This window comes from Amphibacillus marinus, from assembly GCF_900110345.1.
In the GTDB taxonomy this organism is placed as follows: Bacteria; Bacillota; Bacilli; order Bacillales; family Amphibacillaceae; genus Amphibacillus_D; species Amphibacillus_D marinus.
Genome location: NZ_FODJ01000002.1, coordinates 278,004 through 296,314 on the forward strand (window position 1 = coordinate 278,004; position 18,311 = coordinate 296,314).

General features: G+C 38.6%; 21 protein-coding genes. 7 read left to right on the forward strand and 14 right to left on the reverse strand.

The features are described from left to right. Positions 1-467: 467 nt before the first annotated feature. Positions 468-956: a DinB family protein gene (locus tag BM000_RS05340; RefSeq protein WP_091495594.1), complete on the reverse strand. Its 489-nt coding sequence runs from the start codon at positions 954-956 to the stop codon at positions 468-470. 206 nt (positions 957-1,162) lie between these two features. Further along, positions 1,163-1,723: a DUF4256 domain-containing protein gene (locus tag BM000_RS05345; protein WP_091495595.1), complete on the reverse strand. Its 561-nt coding sequence runs from the start codon at positions 1,721-1,723 to the stop codon at positions 1,163-1,165. Between the two features lie 387 nt (positions 1,724-2,110). Between BM000_RS05345 and BM000_RS05350 the strand changes: the two genes are divergently transcribed. Continuing rightward, a complete protein-coding gene (locus tag BM000_RS05350) occupies positions 2,111-3,004 on the forward strand; it encodes a cation diffusion facilitator family transporter (protein WP_245751582.1) in 894 nt (297 codons plus the stop codon). A gap of 49 nt (positions 3,005-3,053) precedes the next feature. Here BM000_RS05350 and BM000_RS05355 read toward each other — a convergent pair whose 3' ends face one another. The 6 genes from BM000_RS05355 to BM000_RS05380 all read right to left on the reverse strand — a co-directional run bounded on the left by BM000_RS05355 (position 3,054) and on the right by BM000_RS05380 (position 8,804). Continuing rightward, a complete protein-coding gene (locus tag BM000_RS05355) occupies positions 3,054-3,584 on the reverse strand; it encodes a dihydrofolate reductase family protein (protein ID WP_091495599.1) in 531 nt (176 codons plus the stop codon). Positions 3,585-3,851: 267 nt separating this feature from the next. Continuing rightward, positions 3,852-4,181, reverse strand: coding sequence for a YxeA family protein (locus BM000_RS05360; protein WP_091495601.1), 330 nt, complete (start codon positions 4,179-4,181; stop codon positions 3,852-3,854). Positions 4,182-4,196: 15 nt separating this feature from the next. Next, positions 4,197-6,119, reverse strand: coding sequence for an FtsX-like permease family protein (locus BM000_RS05365; protein WP_091495603.1), 1,923 nt, complete (start codon positions 6,117-6,119; stop codon positions 4,197-4,199). Beyond that, positions 6,116-6,892: an ABC transporter ATP-binding protein gene (locus tag BM000_RS05370; RefSeq protein ID WP_091495605.1), complete on the reverse strand. Its 777-nt coding sequence runs from the start codon at positions 6,890-6,892 to the stop codon at positions 6,116-6,118. The genes BM000_RS05365 and BM000_RS05370 overlap by 4 nt, the downstream gene beginning before the upstream one ends. A 152-nt stretch (positions 6,893-7,044) precedes the next feature. Beyond that, positions 7,045-8,097 (reverse strand): sensor histidine kinase, encoded by a 1,053-nt coding sequence (locus BM000_RS05375; protein WP_091495607.1) that lies wholly within the window; start codon positions 8,095-8,097, stop codon positions 7,045-7,047. 23 nt (positions 8,098-8,120) lie between these two features. After that, on the reverse strand, positions 8,121-8,804 hold the full coding sequence (locus BM000_RS05380) for a response regulator transcription factor (protein ID WP_177178218.1): 684 nt from the start codon (positions 8,802-8,804) through the stop codon (positions 8,121-8,123). Positions 8,805-9,053: 249 nt separating this feature from the next. Here BM000_RS05380 and BM000_RS05385 point away from each other — a divergent pair, with 249 nt between their 5' ends. From BM000_RS05385 to BM000_RS05400, 4 genes are all read left to right on the forward strand, one after another. Further along, a complete protein-coding gene (locus tag BM000_RS05385; protein WP_091495611.1) occupies positions 9,054-10,802 on the forward strand; it encodes a methyl-accepting chemotaxis protein in 1,749 nt (582 codons plus the stop codon). Positions 10,803-11,128: 326 nt separating this feature from the next. Continuing rightward, positions 11,129-11,881, forward strand: a complete 753-nt coding sequence (locus BM000_RS05390; protein WP_091495613.1) for a metal ABC transporter ATP-binding protein — start codon at positions 11,129-11,131, stop codon at positions 11,879-11,881. Continuing rightward, entirely contained in the window at positions 11,868-12,743 is an 876-nt protein-coding gene (locus BM000_RS05395) for a metal ABC transporter permease (protein WP_091495616.1), read from the forward strand. Before BM000_RS05390 ends, BM000_RS05395 begins: the two co-directional genes overlap by 14 nt. Positions 12,744-12,759: 16 nt before the next feature. Continuing rightward, a complete protein-coding gene (locus BM000_RS05400; RefSeq protein ID WP_091495618.1) occupies positions 12,760-13,683 on the forward strand; it encodes a metal ABC transporter substrate-binding protein in 924 nt (307 codons plus the stop codon). Between the two features lie 191 nt (positions 13,684-13,874). On the opposite strand, the gene BM000_RS05405 is transcribed toward BM000_RS05400, so the two are convergent. Further along, complete coding sequence (locus BM000_RS05405) at positions 13,875-14,438, reverse strand: lysozyme inhibitor LprI family protein (protein WP_177178219.1); 564 nt, start codon at positions 14,436-14,438, stop codon at positions 13,875-13,877. A gap of 190 nt (positions 14,439-14,628) precedes the next feature. Next, positions 14,629-14,799, reverse strand: a complete 171-nt coding sequence (locus BM000_RS05410) for a DUF1272 domain-containing protein (protein WP_091495621.1) — start codon at positions 14,797-14,799, stop codon at positions 14,629-14,631. A 146-nt stretch (positions 14,800-14,945) separates the two neighbouring features. Between BM000_RS05410 and BM000_RS05415 the strand changes: the two genes are divergently transcribed. Further along, positions 14,946-15,365 carry an Lrp/AsnC family transcriptional regulator gene (locus BM000_RS05415; RefSeq protein ID WP_091495623.1) on the forward strand — a complete coding sequence of 140 codons (420 nt, stop codon included), beginning with the start codon at positions 14,946-14,948 and terminating at the stop codon, positions 15,363-15,365. Positions 15,366-15,389: 24 nt separating this feature from the next. Beyond that, entirely contained in the window at positions 15,390-16,340 is a 951-nt protein-coding gene (locus tag BM000_RS05420; RefSeq protein ID WP_091495625.1) for an arsenic resistance protein, read from the forward strand. Between the two features lie 105 nt (positions 16,341-16,445). Here BM000_RS05420 and BM000_RS05425 read toward each other — a convergent pair whose 3' ends face one another. Genes BM000_RS05425 through BM000_RS05440 form a run of 4 tightly spaced genes read right to left on the reverse strand, consistent with a single transcriptional unit; the run spans position 16,446 to position 18,275 of the window. Further along, positions 16,446-17,153 carry a ferredoxin--NADP reductase gene (locus BM000_RS05425; protein WP_091495627.1) on the reverse strand — a complete coding sequence of 236 codons (708 nt, stop codon included), beginning with the start codon at positions 17,151-17,153 and terminating at the stop codon, positions 16,446-16,448. Between the two features lie 16 nt (positions 17,154-17,169). After that, complete coding sequence (locus BM000_RS05430; protein ID WP_091495629.1) at positions 17,170-17,541, reverse strand: iron chaperone; 372 nt, start codon at positions 17,539-17,541, stop codon at positions 17,170-17,172. Between the two features lie 21 nt (positions 17,542-17,562). Continuing rightward, a complete protein-coding gene (locus BM000_RS05435; RefSeq protein ID WP_091495631.1) occupies positions 17,563-17,952 on the reverse strand; it encodes an SRPBCC family protein in 390 nt (129 codons plus the stop codon). 2 nt (positions 17,953-17,954) lie between these two features. Beyond that, positions 17,955-18,275, reverse strand: coding sequence for an ArsR/SmtB family transcription factor (locus BM000_RS05440; protein WP_091495633.1), 321 nt, complete (start codon positions 18,273-18,275; stop codon positions 17,955-17,957). Positions 18,276-18,311 lie beyond the last annotated feature (36 nt).

Sequence of the window (18,311 nt, forward strand, 5' to 3'; positions counted from 1 at the left end):
TCGGGCCTAAAGGATGTGTGTCAGTTAGACGTTGTCCCAGGACGGGACGGGTTTAGTCTAACATCCCCACTTTGTGAAGAAATGCGCGCCAGAAGTTGGTGCTCAGCTCTTCTTATTTCCACAGGAGTATCATGTTCGGAGCGCCTACAATACAGCAGGATAGATATGTGGAGATCCTGTTGGGGGTATCGTGAGCTTGAAATCCACATCAAAGAAATTAGAATAATGACGCGACATCGAGCCGCAGACTCACATCCCGTGAGCGCAAACCACGGTTACGAAAAGAGGAACATAGCTCCACTAAGGGTTAATAACAATAGCCTTATAAGGAAGAGATGGTTCACCAAACTAGCTACTGGTCATGTCAATACATAGACTTAATCCTCCGCCCTCCCTGCAGCCAGCTTAGCAGAACCTTACTATGTTGATATAAGGCAGGAAATAGAGAACTTCCAAAATAGATATAACTATTCCTCACACCTAATAACATCCGTATTTCTAGGAATATAGCCTAACAAACGAAGCATCATTGCAATTTGCCCTTTATGATGAAATTCATGAGTCACAGCATGCATGACCAACTGAATTGCTGACCTACTAACAACATCACCTTCCGTTGACCATGGTAGTTGCCTCTTAATTTGCTCGCCCTGCTGACTGCTTGACTTAGACAATACTTTTTCCACATAATGATCTGCCTGATAGAAATAACGCTCAATATCTGTAATACTCATATTGTCAATTTCCTGCTTTGAATAGACCGGTTTAGTCACTTCATCTAATACAAACGAACCTAACCAAGCATGGTAGCACTCTGCAACATGACAAAGCATATCCTTAATACTGCCGAATCCAAAGCCCAAGTATTTATTTAGATCCTCATTAGCAATTACCTTGCATTGATCTAACAAATGTTTTCGTGTCTGCTTAACCCACTGATATTCACTCAGCTCCATTACAATCCTCCTCAGCCTTTATGTAAGCGCTATCTTTTATATCTTCTAAAAAAGCTTCCCATTAAGAAGCTTTATTAAGTAAATTATACCATATTTTTATAATTTTACTACTTATTTCTGTTATATTTGCTCACAGACTATTATATGTTGTGTTTACTTCATTTAGAAAATAAATTCTCAGATAAACCTTTAATTTTCTTTTAACGTTACAATGTTAATTTGCCTCTAAACCCTCTGGCACTATAATAAGATTCTGCGCCATTATGATAAACAAACACATGGCCAAAACGATAATCACAAAATAGGGCGCCACCCTTAGCTCTAATATCTTCCGGTGTTTGGATCCAACTTGATGTCTTTTGATCAAATGACCCTAGTTCCTGTAGAGCACGGTACTCAGACTCAGTTAAAAGTTCGATTCCCATTAAAGCTGCCAGATCAGTGACACTATTATCAGGCTTATTTTTCTTGCGTGACTCTAATGCCTCTCGATCATAGCAAAGACTACGACGACCTTTAGGACTTTCAGGTGCACAATCACAGAAGCTATACTTATCTGCCTTATTGTCATACCAGACAACATCAGGCTCACCGCCTGTTTGCTCCATTTCATAAAGTGACCATAGCTTTTCCGTATCTCCTTCAAGCTTAACTTGAATATCAGCCCAAGCTAATGTTGGGTGACGATCTGCATTCTTTTCAAACCTAGACTTTAACGTTGCTAGCAATGTTGCTTGTTGTTCATTTGATAATTTGTTCTCTGTCATCACTATCTGTCCTCCTGATCAACTTAATATAATCTAGCTACATAATAGTTCAAGATGGAATTTAATGCAAATATCCAACCCCATGTCCGTTCTCCTTTTCTTTGGATCCCTTGTCTTTATTGTCATTCTATTCTTATTCTTATATAGACAATTAAGGCGCAGCCTTTAGCTCACTGCGTTAGCTACGCACAGCAGCTAATTTTTCAGCCTAATAAAAAAGTTGCTGTCGCGCAAAATATTAGCGTTTATATAGAATGTTTAGCATCTACTAACTTCAATGATACATACCAATAACGTTGCTCTAGACCCACATACCCTTTGTCTGCTACTATAAAAAAACACTGCTCATTCGCAGTTAAAATAGGAAAGATGATTGAGGTGTTTGATGTGAAAAAGCGTTTTGCTGATCCCCAATTTGCCACTTGGATTAGCATTCTTTTAGATATTGTGTTAACAGCCTTCAAAGGCTTTATTGGTTGGATCTCTGGAAGCCAGGCGCTAATTGCAGATGCGGCTCACTCCGCTTCCGATGTATTGAGCTCAGTAGCTGTCTTAATTGGCCTAAGAACAGCTAGAAAGCCACCAGATCAGGATCACCCCTATGGGCATGGAAAAGCAGAAAATATTGCAACCATTATTGTTGCCTTTTTACTGATGCTTGTTGGATTTGAAATATTTGTTGCATCCTTTAAGCTCCTTTTAAATGGTGATATTCAAACACCAAAAGGGATTGCCTTAATTGCCATTGCAACTTCTATTTTAGTAAAAGAGGGTTTATTCCAATACAAATATCGACTTGGTAAGCGGCTTAACAGCTCGGCACTAGTCGCCGATGCTTGGCACCATCGTTCTGACGCTCTATCATCAATTGCAGCGCTATTCGGGGTTGGTATGGCATTAATTGGATATTACTTAAATATTGGTTTGCTAGCTTTGTTTGATCCATTAGCTGGTTTAGTTGTTGCCATTATTGTTATTAAAGTAGGTGTTGATCTGGCTCGTGAATCAAGTTCAATTATTATGGAGCAGGTCATTGACCATAAGGATGCTGAGCCTTTTCACTTAACAGCGGCTAACATTGCTGGCGTAGAACGTATTGACGAACTATTAGCGCGGACGCACGGTCACTACATTGTCATTGATATTAAAGTAAGTGTTGATCCCCATATTAGTGTGGAAGAAGGTCACTTAATTGGTAAAGCCGTCAAAACAACCTTGCTTCGTCAGCACCCCGATGTTCAGCGGGTTTTGGTGCACATTAATCCTTACAATTTCGAATAAAAGTAAAGGATGAGGCAACAGAGCATGTGGTCCCATCCTTTCTGTCTTGTTATTTAATTACGCGATAGTGCAGTTCGGTAAATTGATTAAACGTCTGGACACCCCTTAATTTAAGGTTAAGCGGCAAATTGCCCGCTCTAAATAACGGTATGCCTTCGCCTAACAGGACAGGTGCTACAGTTATAATGATCTCATCAATTAAATTTAGCTCAATAAATGTACTAACTAATTTTCCGCCACCTAATAACCAAATATCCTTCCCCTTCTCATCCTGTAACCCCTTTACAAATGACGCGATTTCTTGCTTAACAACTTGGACATTTTCTGTATCGCACATATTAGATTGCGTGAACACATAAACAGCCTGTTCCTGATAGGGGAACGTGTCTGCCTCATTAATAACCCAATCGTACGTTCTCCTTCCCATTAATATGGTATCAATTCGACTCATAAAGGCAGCTATGCCATTATCCCCTTCACCTTCTACATTAAATAGCCACTCTAGCGATTCGTGCTTTGTAGCGATATAACCGTCTAAACTTGTTGCAATAAATAAAACGACCTGCTTTTTTCGCTTCATTATGCCCCCCCCCTTTTCATATATAATTTATTATAACTCAACTTTTCCAGCTAAATAAGAAAAGCAATTGAGATGAATTACTGGTAATTGGGGTTTATTACAACTCTATTTATCGTTTATTAGGGAATAATTAATTACCTGTTTGAAAGCAACAAAGGGCATTTAACAGATGAATTGCTTATCTTTAATAGCAAAATCATGTTAATGCCCTTTTATTATTTGTCTTTCACATCAGCTAAGTAACCACGCTATTGTTTAAGTCACCGACTAAAAGTTAACGCCACTTGGCAACTCTTCTTCGTCAATCGATTCCCACGATTCAGTATAGGCTCCTTTTGCCCAAACCTTTAAATACGTCCCTTTCTCTAAACGGACACTCGTCGTGAAGGTAACCCGTTTACTGTCACCCGCTACATTATAGCCTCTTAAACTATACTTGTAGCGCCCATCATCATCAGTTGGTTCATTGTCAATTTCAACATAGACATGCTCTTGTTCAATAAATGGATTAAAACGATCCAAACTCTCCCTAAACATCATAAAAGAAGCAATTAACAAACTACACACAATGACAAACGCTATTAGTAATTTTTTCATTTTTTTTCTTCCTTTCTACATTGAGCTTTTAATGATTATGCGATAATAACGAATCGTGATGAACGCAAAGATTAAATAAATGGCAGCATAAACGACCATGCCAATCATTGATGGTAAAACGATACTTGAAAGGACAATGACCGAGGCAACATTTAAAGCGAATATTGCATGAATTAAACCAATTATTAATGGCAACACATAGACAAACAATTGCTTACGGACAATTCCTCTCATGATGTCCTTTAATTGGAAACCAAGCTGACGTAATGTCCGATAATGGGGCTGTTCCTGCTCCGCTTCAGTCATCTGCTTGAAGTATAAAATACTTCCTGTCGAAATAAGAAACACCAGCCCTAAAAATGCTGTAACAAAGATGAAGAGCCCTGACATTCTTAGTGACTCCCGGTATAAGCTATAAAAGTCAATTAAATACCCTTCTTCGCCTTCAACTAGCGAAGTATAGATAGTCGAGGCACGTTCAAGATCATCTCTATTATCTAATTGAATGGTGGTAAAGCTTGTCACTTCAGTACCCTCATCAGCTTCTAACTGTTCACTTAAGCGCTCAAAAGTCCCTTCAGAGACAGCCATCTGCCGACCATAAAAGTTAATATTCATGGCATTGCCTACCGAAAAATGTGTGATTTGTAGCGGATCAGCATCCGTTTGGCCAGTATTCGTTATATACTGGGGGTATGATTCGGTTTCATCCATCCCTAGCATCACGTCATAGTAAATCGCTTCATTATCTGACGGTATTCCCCCATCGATTCCTGCTTGATTAAGTTGTTCAGCTGGCATGACCAACAGATGATACGACATTGTTGTTAAAGCATCCTGTTCATTTGCAATTTCCCCAGTAAACCTAAGACCTTCAATACGCTGATCAGTATAGGAAATACCTTCAGCTTCAAGTTCAGTTTTAAACGCTTGTGCATAATCTTCCATCATTTCAAAGGCGAAATCATGTGGCATTGACAGACGCGTGTCCGCTTCCGCTGAATAATACAAAGAATACGATAGAGACACCATTGTTATTGTCATGGCAGATAGCACGGTTATTAACGTAAGCGAATTGGCATTACCTTTTAGACGGTGCATAAGTGGAGCAATTGATAATCCATTTACAATCCCTAGATGACCATTCTTCGCTTGTCTAAATCGATAAAGGAAATAACCTATCGTTGTTCGAAAAACAAGATATGTTCCTAATATAGTCGAGAACAGTATGGTTAACATATTGACAAACAGTTGATCCAAATCGTTGAGCATCGTTGTTGATAGATAATAACCTAACCCAATCAGTCCAATCCCTAGGATAGCCATAAGCCCCGAAATAAGTGGCTTCTCTACTTTCAGGATATCGGATTGCTTCTCTGCATGAAATAATTGCATTAATGTACTTCGAAATACGGTCATGACAATTTGAACAGAGATTAGGATAATTAAAACCACAAAAACAAATACAGTTTGCAGGGTAGCAGTCAATGAAAAAGTGAGACCTAGCACACTATCAATTTCAATTAAATTTAAGAGAACCATTAAAAACAAGCGAGAAAATAAGCTACCAAACACAATTCCCAACACTAATGCCCCACCACTAAGCACTAAGTTCTCAATTATAAGAAAGCGTGCTACCCAAGATTTAGAGAGACCGATCAGTTGATATAATCCAACCTCTTGACTACGGCGCCTTAGGAAAATTCGACTGGCATAAATGGTGAATATTGCGGTTATTGTCATTAACAATATTCCTGCAACACTAAAAACAGTTGAGAAACTCTGACTTCCTCCTGCCACTTCTACAATTGAGGGATCATGTTGCAGTGTCGCAAAAATAAAGTAAAGGCTTATACTAAATATGAGCGAGAAAAAGTAGAGGTGATACAGTTTAATATTCTTTTTCATGCTTCTTAGAATGAGCTTTCTCGTTGTCATGACTGACCGCCTCCACCTAGTACAGCCTGCACATCCATAATTTCTTTGAAAAATACTTCACGTGTTTTTTCACCACGATATAACTCCGAGTAAATCTTTCCATCCTTTAGGAAAACAACACGGTTGCAATAGCTAGAGGCAACAGGATCGTGTGTGACCATCACAATTGTTGCGCTTTGTTTCTCATTAAGCGTTTTTAGGTTCTCCAATAATAATGAGGCAGCTTTTGAGTCTAGTGCACCTGTTGGTTCATCGGCGAATACAATAGCAGGTTCGTGGATAAGTGCTCGTGCTACAGCTGTACGCTGCTTTTGTCCACCTGAAATTTCTACCGGATACTTACTTGCAAGCTCTGTGATCCCTAAGATACTTGCCAAGTTTTGAAAAGCTTGCTCTGCATCTCGTTCGCTTAGCTTTCCCAACGAAATAGGGAGTAAAATATTCTCTTTAACCGTTAAAGTATCAAGTAAGTTATAATCTTGGAAAATAAAACCAAGCTCTTTGCGACGAACATCGGAAAGCTCTCTATCCTTTAATTTTGAAATATCGTGTTTATTAATCTGAATCGTGCCACCTGTTGTTTTATCAATTGTTGCCAAAACATTTAACAACGTCGTTTTTCCAGAGCCAGACGGACCCATGACCCCGACAAATTCACCTTTGATAACATCGAAATCTAAACCCTTCAGTACTTGTTGTGTATTACCTCGTGTCCCATATGTTTTATCTAAACCTCGAGCAATAAGCATTGGCTCAGCATTCGTTAACTTCATTATCTTGTGCTCCTCTCCTAACGATCTATCACTATTATAAATTGATCCATCCTAGTTAGTCGCTTCTTTTAGCTGACAAAAGTTAATCTTAATGTGATATTTTTGTCACTTTGGCAAAAAAAAAGCGAAGACCGTTAACAAGATCCCGCTGTTTAATGCGTCGATGAAGCTAATGTATGCCGCTTAATGCCTAGATCATCCTCTTCTACAGGAAAGAGCATGGTCAGGGTTGCCCCGCTGTTATCACCAGCTGTTGCACTTAAGTCAATATGTAATTTGGCCGCAATCTCTTTCGCTAGATAAAGGCCCAGGCCCGTTGCTGCGTTCTTTACACGACCATTTCCGCCGGTAAAACCTTTATCGAAGATTCTAGGTAGATCATGCACCTTAATACCAGGTCCTTCATCCTTAACTTGAACCATCACGGCATGATTGTCAGTTCGTTTAATAATAATTTCGATAACACCAGCTGCTGGACTATAATTAATGGCATTAGTCAGCAGTTGTCTAATGATAAAACGGCACCATTTTTTATCCGTTAAAACTTCACCTTCAACCTCTGGCTTAAGATCCACTGCTATGTTCTTTTCCATAAACCAAACCGACAAATCACGAATCTCTTCTTTTAGAACGTGCTCAAGCGGTAACGTTTCAATAAGAAAGTCAGATTCCATGGTTGGTAATCGTTCAATATATAATTGTCGGTCAATTAGCAGGTGAAGGCGTAGCCAGGACACTTCAAGTTTTTGCGCAAGCAACTGGTCACGATTTTGATCAATGGCTATCTTCATTGCGGTCAAGGGCGTTTTAAGTTCATGGACCCACGCCGCTAAGTAATCACTTTCATTTAACTGCATTCGTTTAATCTGATTCAATCGACTACGATAAAGCTGTTCTAATTCAACCAATAATTGATAGGTAAATTGATCAAGATCCTGAGTCTGACTTTCAGATAACGTTTCTAGCCAATCTTCATTAAATCCTAATAAACTCTGCTGCAATTGTTGCAAAAATTGCGTCTCCTTTTTATAGCGCCAGCCAAAAAACACACTAAAAATAACCAGAAACAGACCATTTAAATAAATAATGGATACTGGATTTAACGTAAAACCAGCATCAAATAACAGAATGATATTAGTGAGTAAAAGTAAGCCAATAATAAGTGCCAGCCAGCTTTTTTTATCGATTACATATCTTAAAAACAACGATACTCCTCCGTTCATGAGTGTTATAAGCTAATTGCCATATAACCTAATCCCTTCTTCGTTACAATGGCTGTAGCAAGTCCGATCTGTTCGAGTTTCTGCCTTAATCTTGTGATATTCGCCGTTAACGTATTGTCATTAATATACTGGTCATCTTCCCAGAGCATACGCATTATTTCATGACGCGAAACAACGTTATTATTTGCTTTAACTAATTGGGCCAACATTAAGAACTCATTCTTTGTTAGCTCAATCTCCTGCTCATCCTTTCGAATCACACACCTCTTTAGATCAATTAAAGCCTTGTTCCATTCAATTAACTCGGAACCACCTTCTTCATAGGCATAGGTTCGGCGAAGAATTGCTTGTATTTTTGCAACGAGAACACCCATATTAAAGGGCTTTTGAATGTAATCATCTGCTCCCATATTCATCGCCATGATCATATCCATTGGATGATCCCTAGAGGATAGAAACACAACTGGAACTTTAGATACAGCTCGAATTTCACGACACCAATGGAATCCGTCATATTTAGGTAATTGGATGTCTAAAATAACAAGATGCGGTTCATTGTTAATAAAATCCTCCATAACCGCTTCAAAGTTTGCAGGACATGATACTGTAAATGACCAATTGCTTAGACTTTCTTCCAGTTCTGCATAGAGATGCTGATCATCTTCCACGATATAGATATTCATCTTCATGATTCACCTCATATCTTTTTTAGGTCCGATTTATATTGATATCTTACCTGTTTTTTATCCTTTTTTAAAGTCTGCTGTTCTTACCTACTTTAAGAGATAAGGACTATAGTAACACGTTAAACCCGTTATATACTTTTTCAACCAGTTAGTAGGTAATAATTATTACAAATAAATAACTATGCTTTATTAATTTTTTGTATAAATGTGTCGATAAAGAATATATAAACGTATAGAAAGTAGGAAAAAAGGATGAACAAATTTAAAAAGGCTCTTCAATCCGTTTCGACTAAATTAATGCTTATGGTTATTAGCATTATTTTAATTATTGGCGCATTAATTGGAGCAGGAGGTTATTACATTGCTAGAGGCCAACTTATCGAGGCTGGACAGAGAGATTTAAAAAGTATTGTTGACGGTTCAATAGCTGTTTTAACTATTCTTGATCAACAGGTCAGAACTGGGGAATTGTCCCTAACAGAAGCACAAGATCAAGCCCGTTTCATGGTGAATGGTCCTGAGACAGATGGAACCTTTGATTTCTTACAATCCAACTTTTCTTACAAACAAGAAGGCTATCTATTAGCTTACGATTCAGATTATGTGTTACAGGTTCACCCCTCTCGCTTAGGACAAGCACCTAGGGATGAACAGAATCGACAAAATCGGGCAATGATGATTGATGCTGGAAAAGCTGAAACCCTTACTGATCATTATGTTATCTACTCAGACCAACAGGAAGATGGCTCATACCGAGATAAAGTGGCCTACATGCAACATTTCGATCCATGGGATTGGTCAATAGGAATGGCTGTATTTCAGGATGAGTTTTACGAAGAGCTCCATACGTTAAGCATTTTTATTGCAACAGTAACGTTTGCTCTTGTCATCCTAAGTGGGCTAGTCTTTTATCTGCTTACGAGACGAAAAATAAAATTACTAAAGGCTGTCACGAGTGCAGCAAACCAGATCTCACAAGGTCATATTTATGAAACCAATTTAGCAGAAGATGCTGATGAAATTGGACAGCTATCAACAGCCTTCAACAAGATGTCTCAGCAATTAAAAGCACTTGTTACAAATGTTCAGCACACTAGCACTCAGCTACTTGATTCGGCAACAGATTTATCTGCAATATCTGAGGAGAGTGCAGCAAGCAGTGAAGAAGTAGGGCAAGCCATGAATGAAATCGCTGGTGGCACTCAGGACCAAGCAAATGATCTTGAAGACGTAAATACCCGTGTAGAATCATTAACACAAGCACTCGATGCGATGTTTAATTACCATCAGCAAATGAACGCAATGGCTCAAAAAACCGCAACGGCATCTCAAGACGGGAGTAACATTATTAATAAACTTCAGCGATCAAATGCGCAATCGCTTAGTGCTAATGAGGAAATAAGCCATGACATTGGTGGTCTAAGTCACAAAGTAGAAGAGATTACTAAGGTTATTGAAACCATCGAAAACATTGCTGAAGAAACAAATTTATTAGCACTGAATGCTAGTATTGAAGCAGCTCGAGCCGGTGAACATGGTCGAGGGTTTTCAGTTGTTGCTGAGGAAATTCGCAAGCTTGCTGAACAATCCAAAAGTGCTACCCATCATGTCCATGACGTTGTTGCTGCAATTATAAATGAAACATCCAAAACTGTTAAAACTGTTGAATCAACGATGCACACAACTAAAGCACTAGATGCTGATGTCATTGAAACGAAAGACCGATTTGATCAGCTATCTCACTCCATTGAAGCAATAGTGGAAACCTTAACAGCCTCACAGCAAGAAATGAACCAAATTAAGGAGCACAACCAAGAAATGCGGGTAGCCATTGAGGGTGCATCGAGCGTAGCCGAAGAAACCGCAGCTTCAGTTGAAGAAATCACCTCAACAGTTGATGAACAAGTACGCGTTATTGATAATGTCGCAAAATCAGCTGAGCAATTAACTCAATTGAACCAGGAATTAACACAATTGCTGCAAGCATATCACGTTGAGTAATAGTTATTACTATTCTTTTTAAACAGGATCACCACTTTACATAGGGTGATCCTGTTTATTTTCGCTGCTAGTTAACGTAGCGCGTATAACTACAATTGTATTCGCCCTGATTATCTGCCATCTTAACCTTTCCCTTCATTTTTAAAGATGTTTCATATCGTTGCAGGCGAGATTAACTCAAACATCCTTAAGCATAATTTTTAAATTTAATTAATTTTTCATTTGACATATTCACCAAACAGGCATATGATCTAATTAAAAGTTTCCTTAGGTAAACATTTTTACTATAGGTTAAAAAATGTGTCTTATAGAAATAAAATTAGGGGATGGAAATAATGATAACAGTTAAGGATTTATATGTGTCCTACCAAGGGACTGAAGCTATTCAAAATGTCTCTTTTCAAGTAAACACAGGGCAATTAGTTGGTATTATTGGTCCTAATGGTGCCGGGAAATCAACACTGCTTAAGGCATTACTTGGTTTAGTTCCGATTGATCGTGGTGAAATAACGATTAATAACAAGCCACTTAAACAGATACGTCGGAACATTGCCTATGTGCCACAGCGTAATATAATTGATTGGGATTTCCCAATTACTGTTCTGGATACCGTTGTAATGGGGAATTTTCCAAACTTGACCTTATTCAAGCGCCCCTCCAAACAGCAAAAAGCCTTTGCCCTTTCGTGCTTAGAAAAGGTGCAAATGGCGGACTTAAGACATCGCCAGATAAGTGAGCTGTCAGGCGGCCAGCAGCAACGCGTTTTCTTAGCTAGAGCCTTAACGCAAAATCCAGATTTCTTCTTTTTAGATGAACCATTTGTCGGGATTGATGCAGCTAGTGAGGCGCTTATGATTAAATTGCTGCACGAGCAATCGACTCAAGGGAAAACCATCCTTATCGTGCATCATGATTTAAGCAAACTAAACAGCTATTTTGATCAGATTATTTTGCTAAATAAAGCCTTAATTAGCTATGGAGCTCCTAGAGAAACTGCAACAGCAAAGCATATGAATCAAGCTTATAATGGTCAGCTTGCATTCTGGTCAGAAAGCGGTGAATCAAATGAAGCTTATTAATTTTTACTATGCAATTTTTGAATATGAATTTTTACAACGGGCGCTCCTTACCTCAATTATGGTTGGAATTATTTGCGGTGTAATTGGTTGTTTTATTATTTTGCGGGGGATGTCTTTAATGGGTGATGCAATTTCTCACGCAGTGTTGCCAGGTGTTGCATTGTCCTACCTACTTGGCATCAATATTTTCTACGGAGCTGTTATTACCGGCATGCTAACAGCAATTGGGATTGGCTTCATCAACCAAAATAGTCGGATTAAAAGTGACACTTCAATTGGCATTATGTTTTCGTTTGCCTTTGCAGTTGGAATCATTTTTATTACCTTGTTACAGAGTAGCTCTGACCTTTATCATATTTTATTTGGTAATGTGCTAGCTGTCCCAAAATCAGAACTGCTGATGACGTTAATGGTCATGATTATCGTGCTATTGCTAGTCTATCTATTTTTCAAGGAGTTACTCATTACCAGCTTTGATCCAACAATGGCAGCAGCTTATGGGTTACCTAATCGACTTATTCACTATCTGCTCATGACCTTACTTACCATGTCAACCGTCGCATCACTTCAGACAGTAGGAATTGTATTAGTCGTCGCTATGTTAATTACACCGGCAGCAACAGCCTATCTGTTAACAAACAAACTTTCAATCATGTTGTTTCTTTCAGCGGGGGTCGGGATTATCTCATCAGTGATTGGGTTGTATTTTAGCTTTAGTTATAACCTAGCCTCTGGTCCAACAATTGTTGTAGTAGCAAGTATTCTGTTCGCATTAGCCTTCTTGTTGTCACCAAAGCATGGTTTTGTTTTTCGCAAAATAAACGCACGAAGAAAACGCTTGGCATTTATACAATCAAAATAAAAAGGGGAGATTTTCTATGAAGAAGTTCATATTAATTCTAGGGTTTATACTAATTTTTGCATTAATTGGGTGTAATAGTAACAATGACGATGAGGCAGATATCACACTCTCGATTGTCACAACGTATTCAATTATTTACGATATAACATCTAATATTGTTGGGGAGCAAGCTGAGGTGCACAGCATGGTGCCAATCGGATCAGATCCCCACGAATATGATCCTCTGCCTGAGGATATTGCAAAAACGACAGATGCCGATCTTGTTTTTTATAACGGGTTAAATCTTGAGGAAGGCAATAGCTGGTTTAACCGCCTATTAGATGTTACAGGAAAACTAGATGATGAATCTTCTGTCTTTCGAGTAAGTGACGGGGTTGAAGCCATCTACCTTGAAACTGCTGGACTTGAACAAGACGAAGATCCGCATGCCTGGCTAGATGTCACCAATGCGATTATCTATGCAGAAAACATCAGGGATGCGTTAATTGAGACTGATCCAGACAATAGCGAGATCTATCAGGCAAATGCTGATGAATACATTGAGCAGCTTAAGGCGCTTGATCAAGAAATTGCTGAGGCAATTGCATCCATTGATCAACAGAGCCGTCATCTAGTTACAAGCGAGGGTGCATTTAAGTACTTTGGTATTGCTTATAATATTAACACTGGTTACATCTGGGAAATCAACTCTGAAACAGAGGGCTCACCACAACAAATGCGTGATGCTATTGACTTTATTCGTGAAAATCAAGTAAATGCACTATTCGTTGAAACGAGTATTGACCCAAGGAGTATGGATACATTGGCCTCTGAAACAGGTGTACCAATTAGTGCGGAGCTCTACACAGATTCATTAGGTGAATCAGGCTCAGAAGGTGATACCTATATAAAAATGATGCGCACCAATACAACGCGTATTGTTGAGGGTCTTAGTCAGTAATCATTTTTAATGACGATGACTTTCTAACCTTTACAGTTCTTGCGTAAATTTTACAAACAGATCCTACTGAGATTACAAAGGTTATTGATCTGATTATTTCAAATCCATGAATTAATCAATAATCAACATCGGTTTGACCATAGCATTAGGGCATCGCTAGAAATGCGATGCCCTAACTTTTTTTCATAAAGTTACTCCATATAGTTCTCTACTAATTCATAGCTTCGATCTTCTGTTAAATTAGCTAAAACCGCTATCCGTTCTAAGCTTTCCATTGACCCACCCTCATACTCTTCAGCTGCTTCCTCTGCTGTCTCATCGCGATAGTCAATCCACTCACGCTGCTCTTCTCTTAGCTCTTCCATTTCGCCTTCCGATAACTGCTCTTCTAATGTATTATAAATTTCATTTAAAAGAGCATCCCATGCTTCAAAGCGCTCTGACTCAAACGCTAGCATTCCTGCTGTTGTGTCATCTTCTAGGTTTTCACGCATCTCTTCAACTTCATCTCGTGTCTCGTTTAACCTAGCTAGATACGCTTCTCTTAGACCTTCCACCTCTTCATTGGGATCATCTGGAACTTCACCTTGATCAGCTTCATTATCAATGCCGTTACTATCTTCGTCTTCACTAGGGTCCAGCATTTCTGTATCGTTATCTGGATCTGTAGCAGAGTCTTGGTCTGTTGTATTACAAGCAGCTAACACTACAAATAAACTCGCTAATAGCGCTATTAAATATTTATGGTGTTTCATTTTGTGAAAACAACCTTTCATTAGTTTAGGATAGTGTTCATTATGGTTAAATTGCTTGCAAGCTATTTAATTTCTTCTGGTTAACCTTGATAATGGTATACCCCGATTTCGAATATAAAAACATTTATTATGACTATTTTAAAAAAATTACAGATGCTGAAAGATAACTTAATAGTGGCTGAGAATGCGTTTAACTGATTTCCGCTCTTCTAACCAATTCACCATTACAATTCGGACAAACATATTTCATTTCATCGCTACATTTCGAGCAAAACATACATCCATGGCCACAGCTGTATGTTGTATCTTTTAACAATACATTGCATTTCTCACATGTTGTTGATTTCAGATTCAGAAGCATTATCAATTCCACCACCTTTTTTAGTTATTACAATTATATTAAAATTCTAATTAACAACAAATGCTTTAAGTAATGATTATGGATTGATATACTTTAATAAATAAGTTGTTTTCATTAAAGTACATTAAAAATTAAGGAGGGTAGCTATGGATGAAATAAATCGGAAGATCATAAATATCTTACAAGAAGAAGGCAGGACATCTATGACTGAATTAGGCATGCGCATTGCCCTTTCCGTACCAGCAGTTACAGAGAGAGTAAGAAAGCTTGAAGACCAAGGTGTTATTCAGGGTTATAAAGCAATTATTGATCCCGATAAAATAAACAAAGCTATGAAGGCATTTGTGCTTGTCAAAACTAATCGTTGTCAAGCATTTAAAGAATTTTGTCTTACCACTGCCGATGTAGTTGAGTGTCACCGTCTAACTGGTGAATACAGCTATTTAGTCAAAATTATCACACACTCAAATGCATCACTTGAGGCATTTATTGATGCTACCATGGCATACGGTCAACCCTATACGATGATTAGCTTGTCCTCACCGTTAACTGACAAAATTATCTAGTTGCAAATTAAAGGGGGTTCCTCCATGCATTCCTCTGAAAAATTTCAATCTTTATTTATTTTACTAGCCATCGGGATAGGACTACTCCTTGGCCAAATTACTTTCTTTCAGCAGCACGCTGAATTGTTTATCATTCCATTCTTGTTAATGATGCTGTATGGCCTGTTTTTAACTGTGCCAATAACCGGTTTAAAACAAGCATTCAAAAACACCAAATTTTTAAGTGCAAGTATTCTGTTGAATTTCGTCTGGAACCCGCTACTTGCATGGGGATTAGGAGGCATTTTTCTTTCTGAGCATCCAGCTGTTTGGCTAGGCTTCATTTTATTATTAGTAACACCTTGTACAGATTGGTATTTAATCTTCACTTCTATTGCAAGGGGCAATTTAGCACTATCGACCTCTATGTTACCAATTAATTTAGTGTTACAATTTATTTTACTTCCAAGCTACCTATTTATCTTTTCTGGAACAGTTGGCGCATTTGATAGTGGTGCGATTATTGACAGTATTCTTATCGTGCTCTTTGTTCCATTCCTATTTGCAAGCCTGACCAGATTCCTGTTTCGAAAAAAAATTAGCACACTGCATAATAAGGTTATCCCGTTCTTTGCTTCTAGCCAAATTGTCTTCTTGTGTTTGGCAATTACCGCAATGTTTGCTGCACAAGGCGCAAATTTACTTAACAATCTTCAAGTCATTCTACTTGTACTTGTTCCATTTATGTTATTTTTTGTTATTAACTTTTTGGTCGCCCAAACAGTAGGTAAATGGCTCAAGTTTAATTATGAGGATATAGTCAGTTTAAACATGACGATTATTTCTAGAAACGCACCAGAAGTACTGCCAATTGTTATTATCGCCTTTCCTGACCAGCCGTTAATTGCGATGGCAATTATTGTTGGGCCATTAATTGAATTGCCTGTGCTATCAATAGTTGCTCAAGGATTGTTGAAGCTAAACAAGCATATTTAAAAGAACATCCTCAGTTTTGGTATCCACCCCCAAACGTTAGCGTAGAAAAACTAACGTTTGGGGGTCACTACCATTGAAGGATGTTCTTTTAAATTAATGGTGAGCTCAATAACCATAGAAACTATCTTTGTTAATTTGACGCTTTGCTATATCTTGGCTTTGTAAATATTCCGCAACCGATTTAACCAATCCGCCTGGTCCAGCCAGAAAGTAGCTACCAGTGTTTTGATGTTTAGCAATAAAGCTATCAATCTCCTGATGGAGTTGCTCCCTTGTCTTAAGATATTTGACCTTAATAATCTGCTTGCTTTCCAGCTCAGTAAGTTGATCTTTAAATAAATACCCTTGTTCAGAATCTAGATACAGCAATTCAATTGGTTGTGCGGGTTGCCCTATCGCTTGCTCCAATTGCTTAAGCATGGCACGGTATGGGGTAATCCCAATTCCTCCAGCAATCCACAATGTTGCGTCTTGTTGATTAAGGGCAAAGGCACCAACAGGTCCACCCATTTTAATTGTATCACCGGGCTTTAAATCAAGTAATGCTTGCTTAAACGCGCTTGGCTGTTCCTTAACCATCGTTGTGATGTTAATCACGTTTTCTGTCGGTGCAGAGGCAATCGAAAACGGTTTAGTTGAATTTTTAATCTTCTTGTGCGTAATTGTAAATAATCCATACTGCCCAGCTTGCCACGTTAAATCACTAGGCTTTTCAAATGAAAAGGTATAAACGCCTTCTGATTCCTTACTAGACGAAAGAAAGGTTAGTTCCTTCTTTTTAAATACAGCAATCATATCTTTAAAAAAACTCATTTTCTTGCCCCCCATGTTATTTACGGAAAAAGCTATTACAGTTCGCCTTATCCAAAATGTTAAATGCAATCATCTTATCAAGCAGCTCGTAATTAACGGGCTTGTTCCACGGAATCCGAATAATCTCTTTGGTGAATTGATAGCCCGCTTCGGCAATATCATTCGCCAAATGCTTAACCGTCACACCTTCTGGTGAGACTGCTAAGTGCTTCTTCGCTAAACTAAAACCAATAATAAACGTGCCATGATCAGTTAACATGGGTTGATTCCACTTTATTTCTGCCTCAAGCTCTGGGAACTGTTCTTTAATCCAAGCAAATACCTCTTCAACACGCTCACGTTGCTGCCCGTCAACAACTCCTGCAATAAAATCCGATAAGTTGTCCATTCTAGCTCCTCCTCTTTATCCTTATCCTTCACCAAGCCATTGTCTGAGTGCATCGACTTTGTAGGTCCAGCCATATTTGGCTCCATTGAATGCCTGATCCATTTCTTCAAACCCAGTTTGCTCAAGATGAAGAACGGTCTTACCATCCCCCTCTTCTAATGTCCAAGTTACGACTGTATCTATCGGCCCACCAATCCAGGTATACGATAGCTTATAGGGCTCGTCTACAACTAAAACCTCACTATCTACCACTAAACTAATTTCCTCGTTGCGAAATTTACATTTATATCCAACAATCGGTTTGAAGTTGTTTGCCATCACCCACTCAGCTAGTGTGCTTGAATCCGTTAATGCTTGCCATACCTTATGGATTGGGCTGTTAAATTCGAAGTTTAATGATAATTTAGCCATGGTTATTCCTCCTCTAATATTTTTTTCAATTGCAAAATGTTTTCATTCCAAAAAACTTCATAGTAGGAGAGCCAGTCTCTGACGACCTTAAGTGGTCGTGTGTTAGCACGATAACGTGTTTCTCTACCTTCTTTACGATCATAGACAAGATTCGCTGCCTTTAATACCGTTAAATGCTTAGAAACCGCCGTCCTGCCAATCTCAAAGTGATCTGTTATTCGATAAAGCGGTAACTCCTCTTCCTTTGATAATAGACGTAATAGCTCTCGCCTTGTCGGGTCAGCAATGGCTGCAAAGACGTCTTGCTCTATTTGATTTTTCATGGTCTCAGCTCCTCTAACTATTAGACACCATATAGT

What these genes read in the sequence shown, in the direction of transcription:
- BM000_RS05340 (WP_091495594.1), bottom strand. Translation starts at nt 956, where the DNA reads ATGGAGCTGAGTGAATATCAGTGGGTTAAGCAGACACGAAAACATTTG.
- BM000_RS05345 (WP_091495595.1), bottom strand. Translation starts at nt 1,723, where the DNA reads ATGACAGAGAACAAATTATCAAATGAACAACAAGCAACATTGCTAGCA.
- BM000_RS05355 (WP_091495599.1), bottom strand. Translation starts at nt 3,584, where the DNA reads ATGAAGCGAAAAAAGCAGGTCGTTTTATTTATTGCAACAAGTTTAGAC.
- BM000_RS05360 (WP_091495601.1), bottom strand. Translation starts at nt 4,181, where the DNA reads ATGAAAAAATTACTAATAGCGTTTGTCATTGTGTGTAGTTTGTTAATT.
- BM000_RS05365 (WP_091495603.1), bottom strand. Translation starts at nt 6,119, where the DNA reads ATGACAACGAGAAAGCTCATTCTAAGAAGCATGAAAAAGAATATTAAA.
- BM000_RS05370 (WP_091495605.1), bottom strand. Translation starts at nt 6,892, where the DNA reads ATGAAGTTAACGAATGCTGAGCCAATGCTTATTGCTCGAGGTTTAGAT.
- BM000_RS05380 (WP_177178218.1), bottom strand. Translation starts at nt 8,804, where the DNA reads ATGAAGATGAATATCTATATCGTGGAAGATGATCAGCATCTCTATGCA.
- BM000_RS05385 (WP_091495611.1), top strand. Translation starts at nt 9,054, where the DNA reads ATGAACAAATTTAAAAAGGCTCTTCAATCCGTTTCGACTAAATTAATG.
- BM000_RS05390 (WP_091495613.1), top strand. Translation starts at nt 11,129, where the DNA reads ATGGAAATAATGATAACAGTTAAGGATTTATATGTGTCCTACCAAGGG.
- BM000_RS05395 (WP_091495616.1), top strand. Translation starts at nt 11,868, where the DNA reads ATGAAGCTTATTAATTTTTACTATGCAATTTTTGAATATGAATTTTTA.
- BM000_RS05400 (WP_091495618.1), top strand. Translation starts at nt 12,760, where the DNA reads ATGAAGAAGTTCATATTAATTCTAGGGTTTATACTAATTTTTGCATTA.
- BM000_RS05405 (WP_177178219.1), bottom strand. Translation starts at nt 14,438, where the DNA reads ATGAAACACCATAAATATTTAATAGCGCTATTAGCGAGTTTATTTGTA.
- BM000_RS05410 (WP_091495621.1), bottom strand. Translation starts at nt 14,799, where the DNA reads ATGCTTCTGAATCTGAAATCAACAACATGTGAGAAATGCAATGTATTG.
- BM000_RS05415 (WP_091495623.1), top strand. Translation starts at nt 14,946, where the DNA reads ATGGATGAAATAAATCGGAAGATCATAAATATCTTACAAGAAGAAGGC.
- BM000_RS05420 (WP_091495625.1), top strand. Translation starts at nt 15,390, where the DNA reads ATGCATTCCTCTGAAAAATTTCAATCTTTATTTATTTTACTAGCCATC.
- BM000_RS05425 (WP_091495627.1), bottom strand. Translation starts at nt 17,153, where the DNA reads ATGAGTTTTTTTAAAGATATGATTGCTGTATTTAAAAAGAAGGAACTA.
- BM000_RS05430 (WP_091495629.1), bottom strand. Translation starts at nt 17,541, where the DNA reads ATGGACAACTTATCGGATTTTATTGCAGGAGTTGTTGACGGGCAGCAA.
- BM000_RS05435 (WP_091495631.1), bottom strand. Translation starts at nt 17,952, where the DNA reads ATGGCTAAATTATCATTAAACTTCGAATTTAACAGCCCAATCCATAAG.
- BM000_RS05440 (WP_091495633.1), bottom strand. Translation starts at nt 18,275, where the DNA reads ATGAAAAATCAAATAGAGCAAGACGTCTTTGCAGCCATTGCTGACCCG.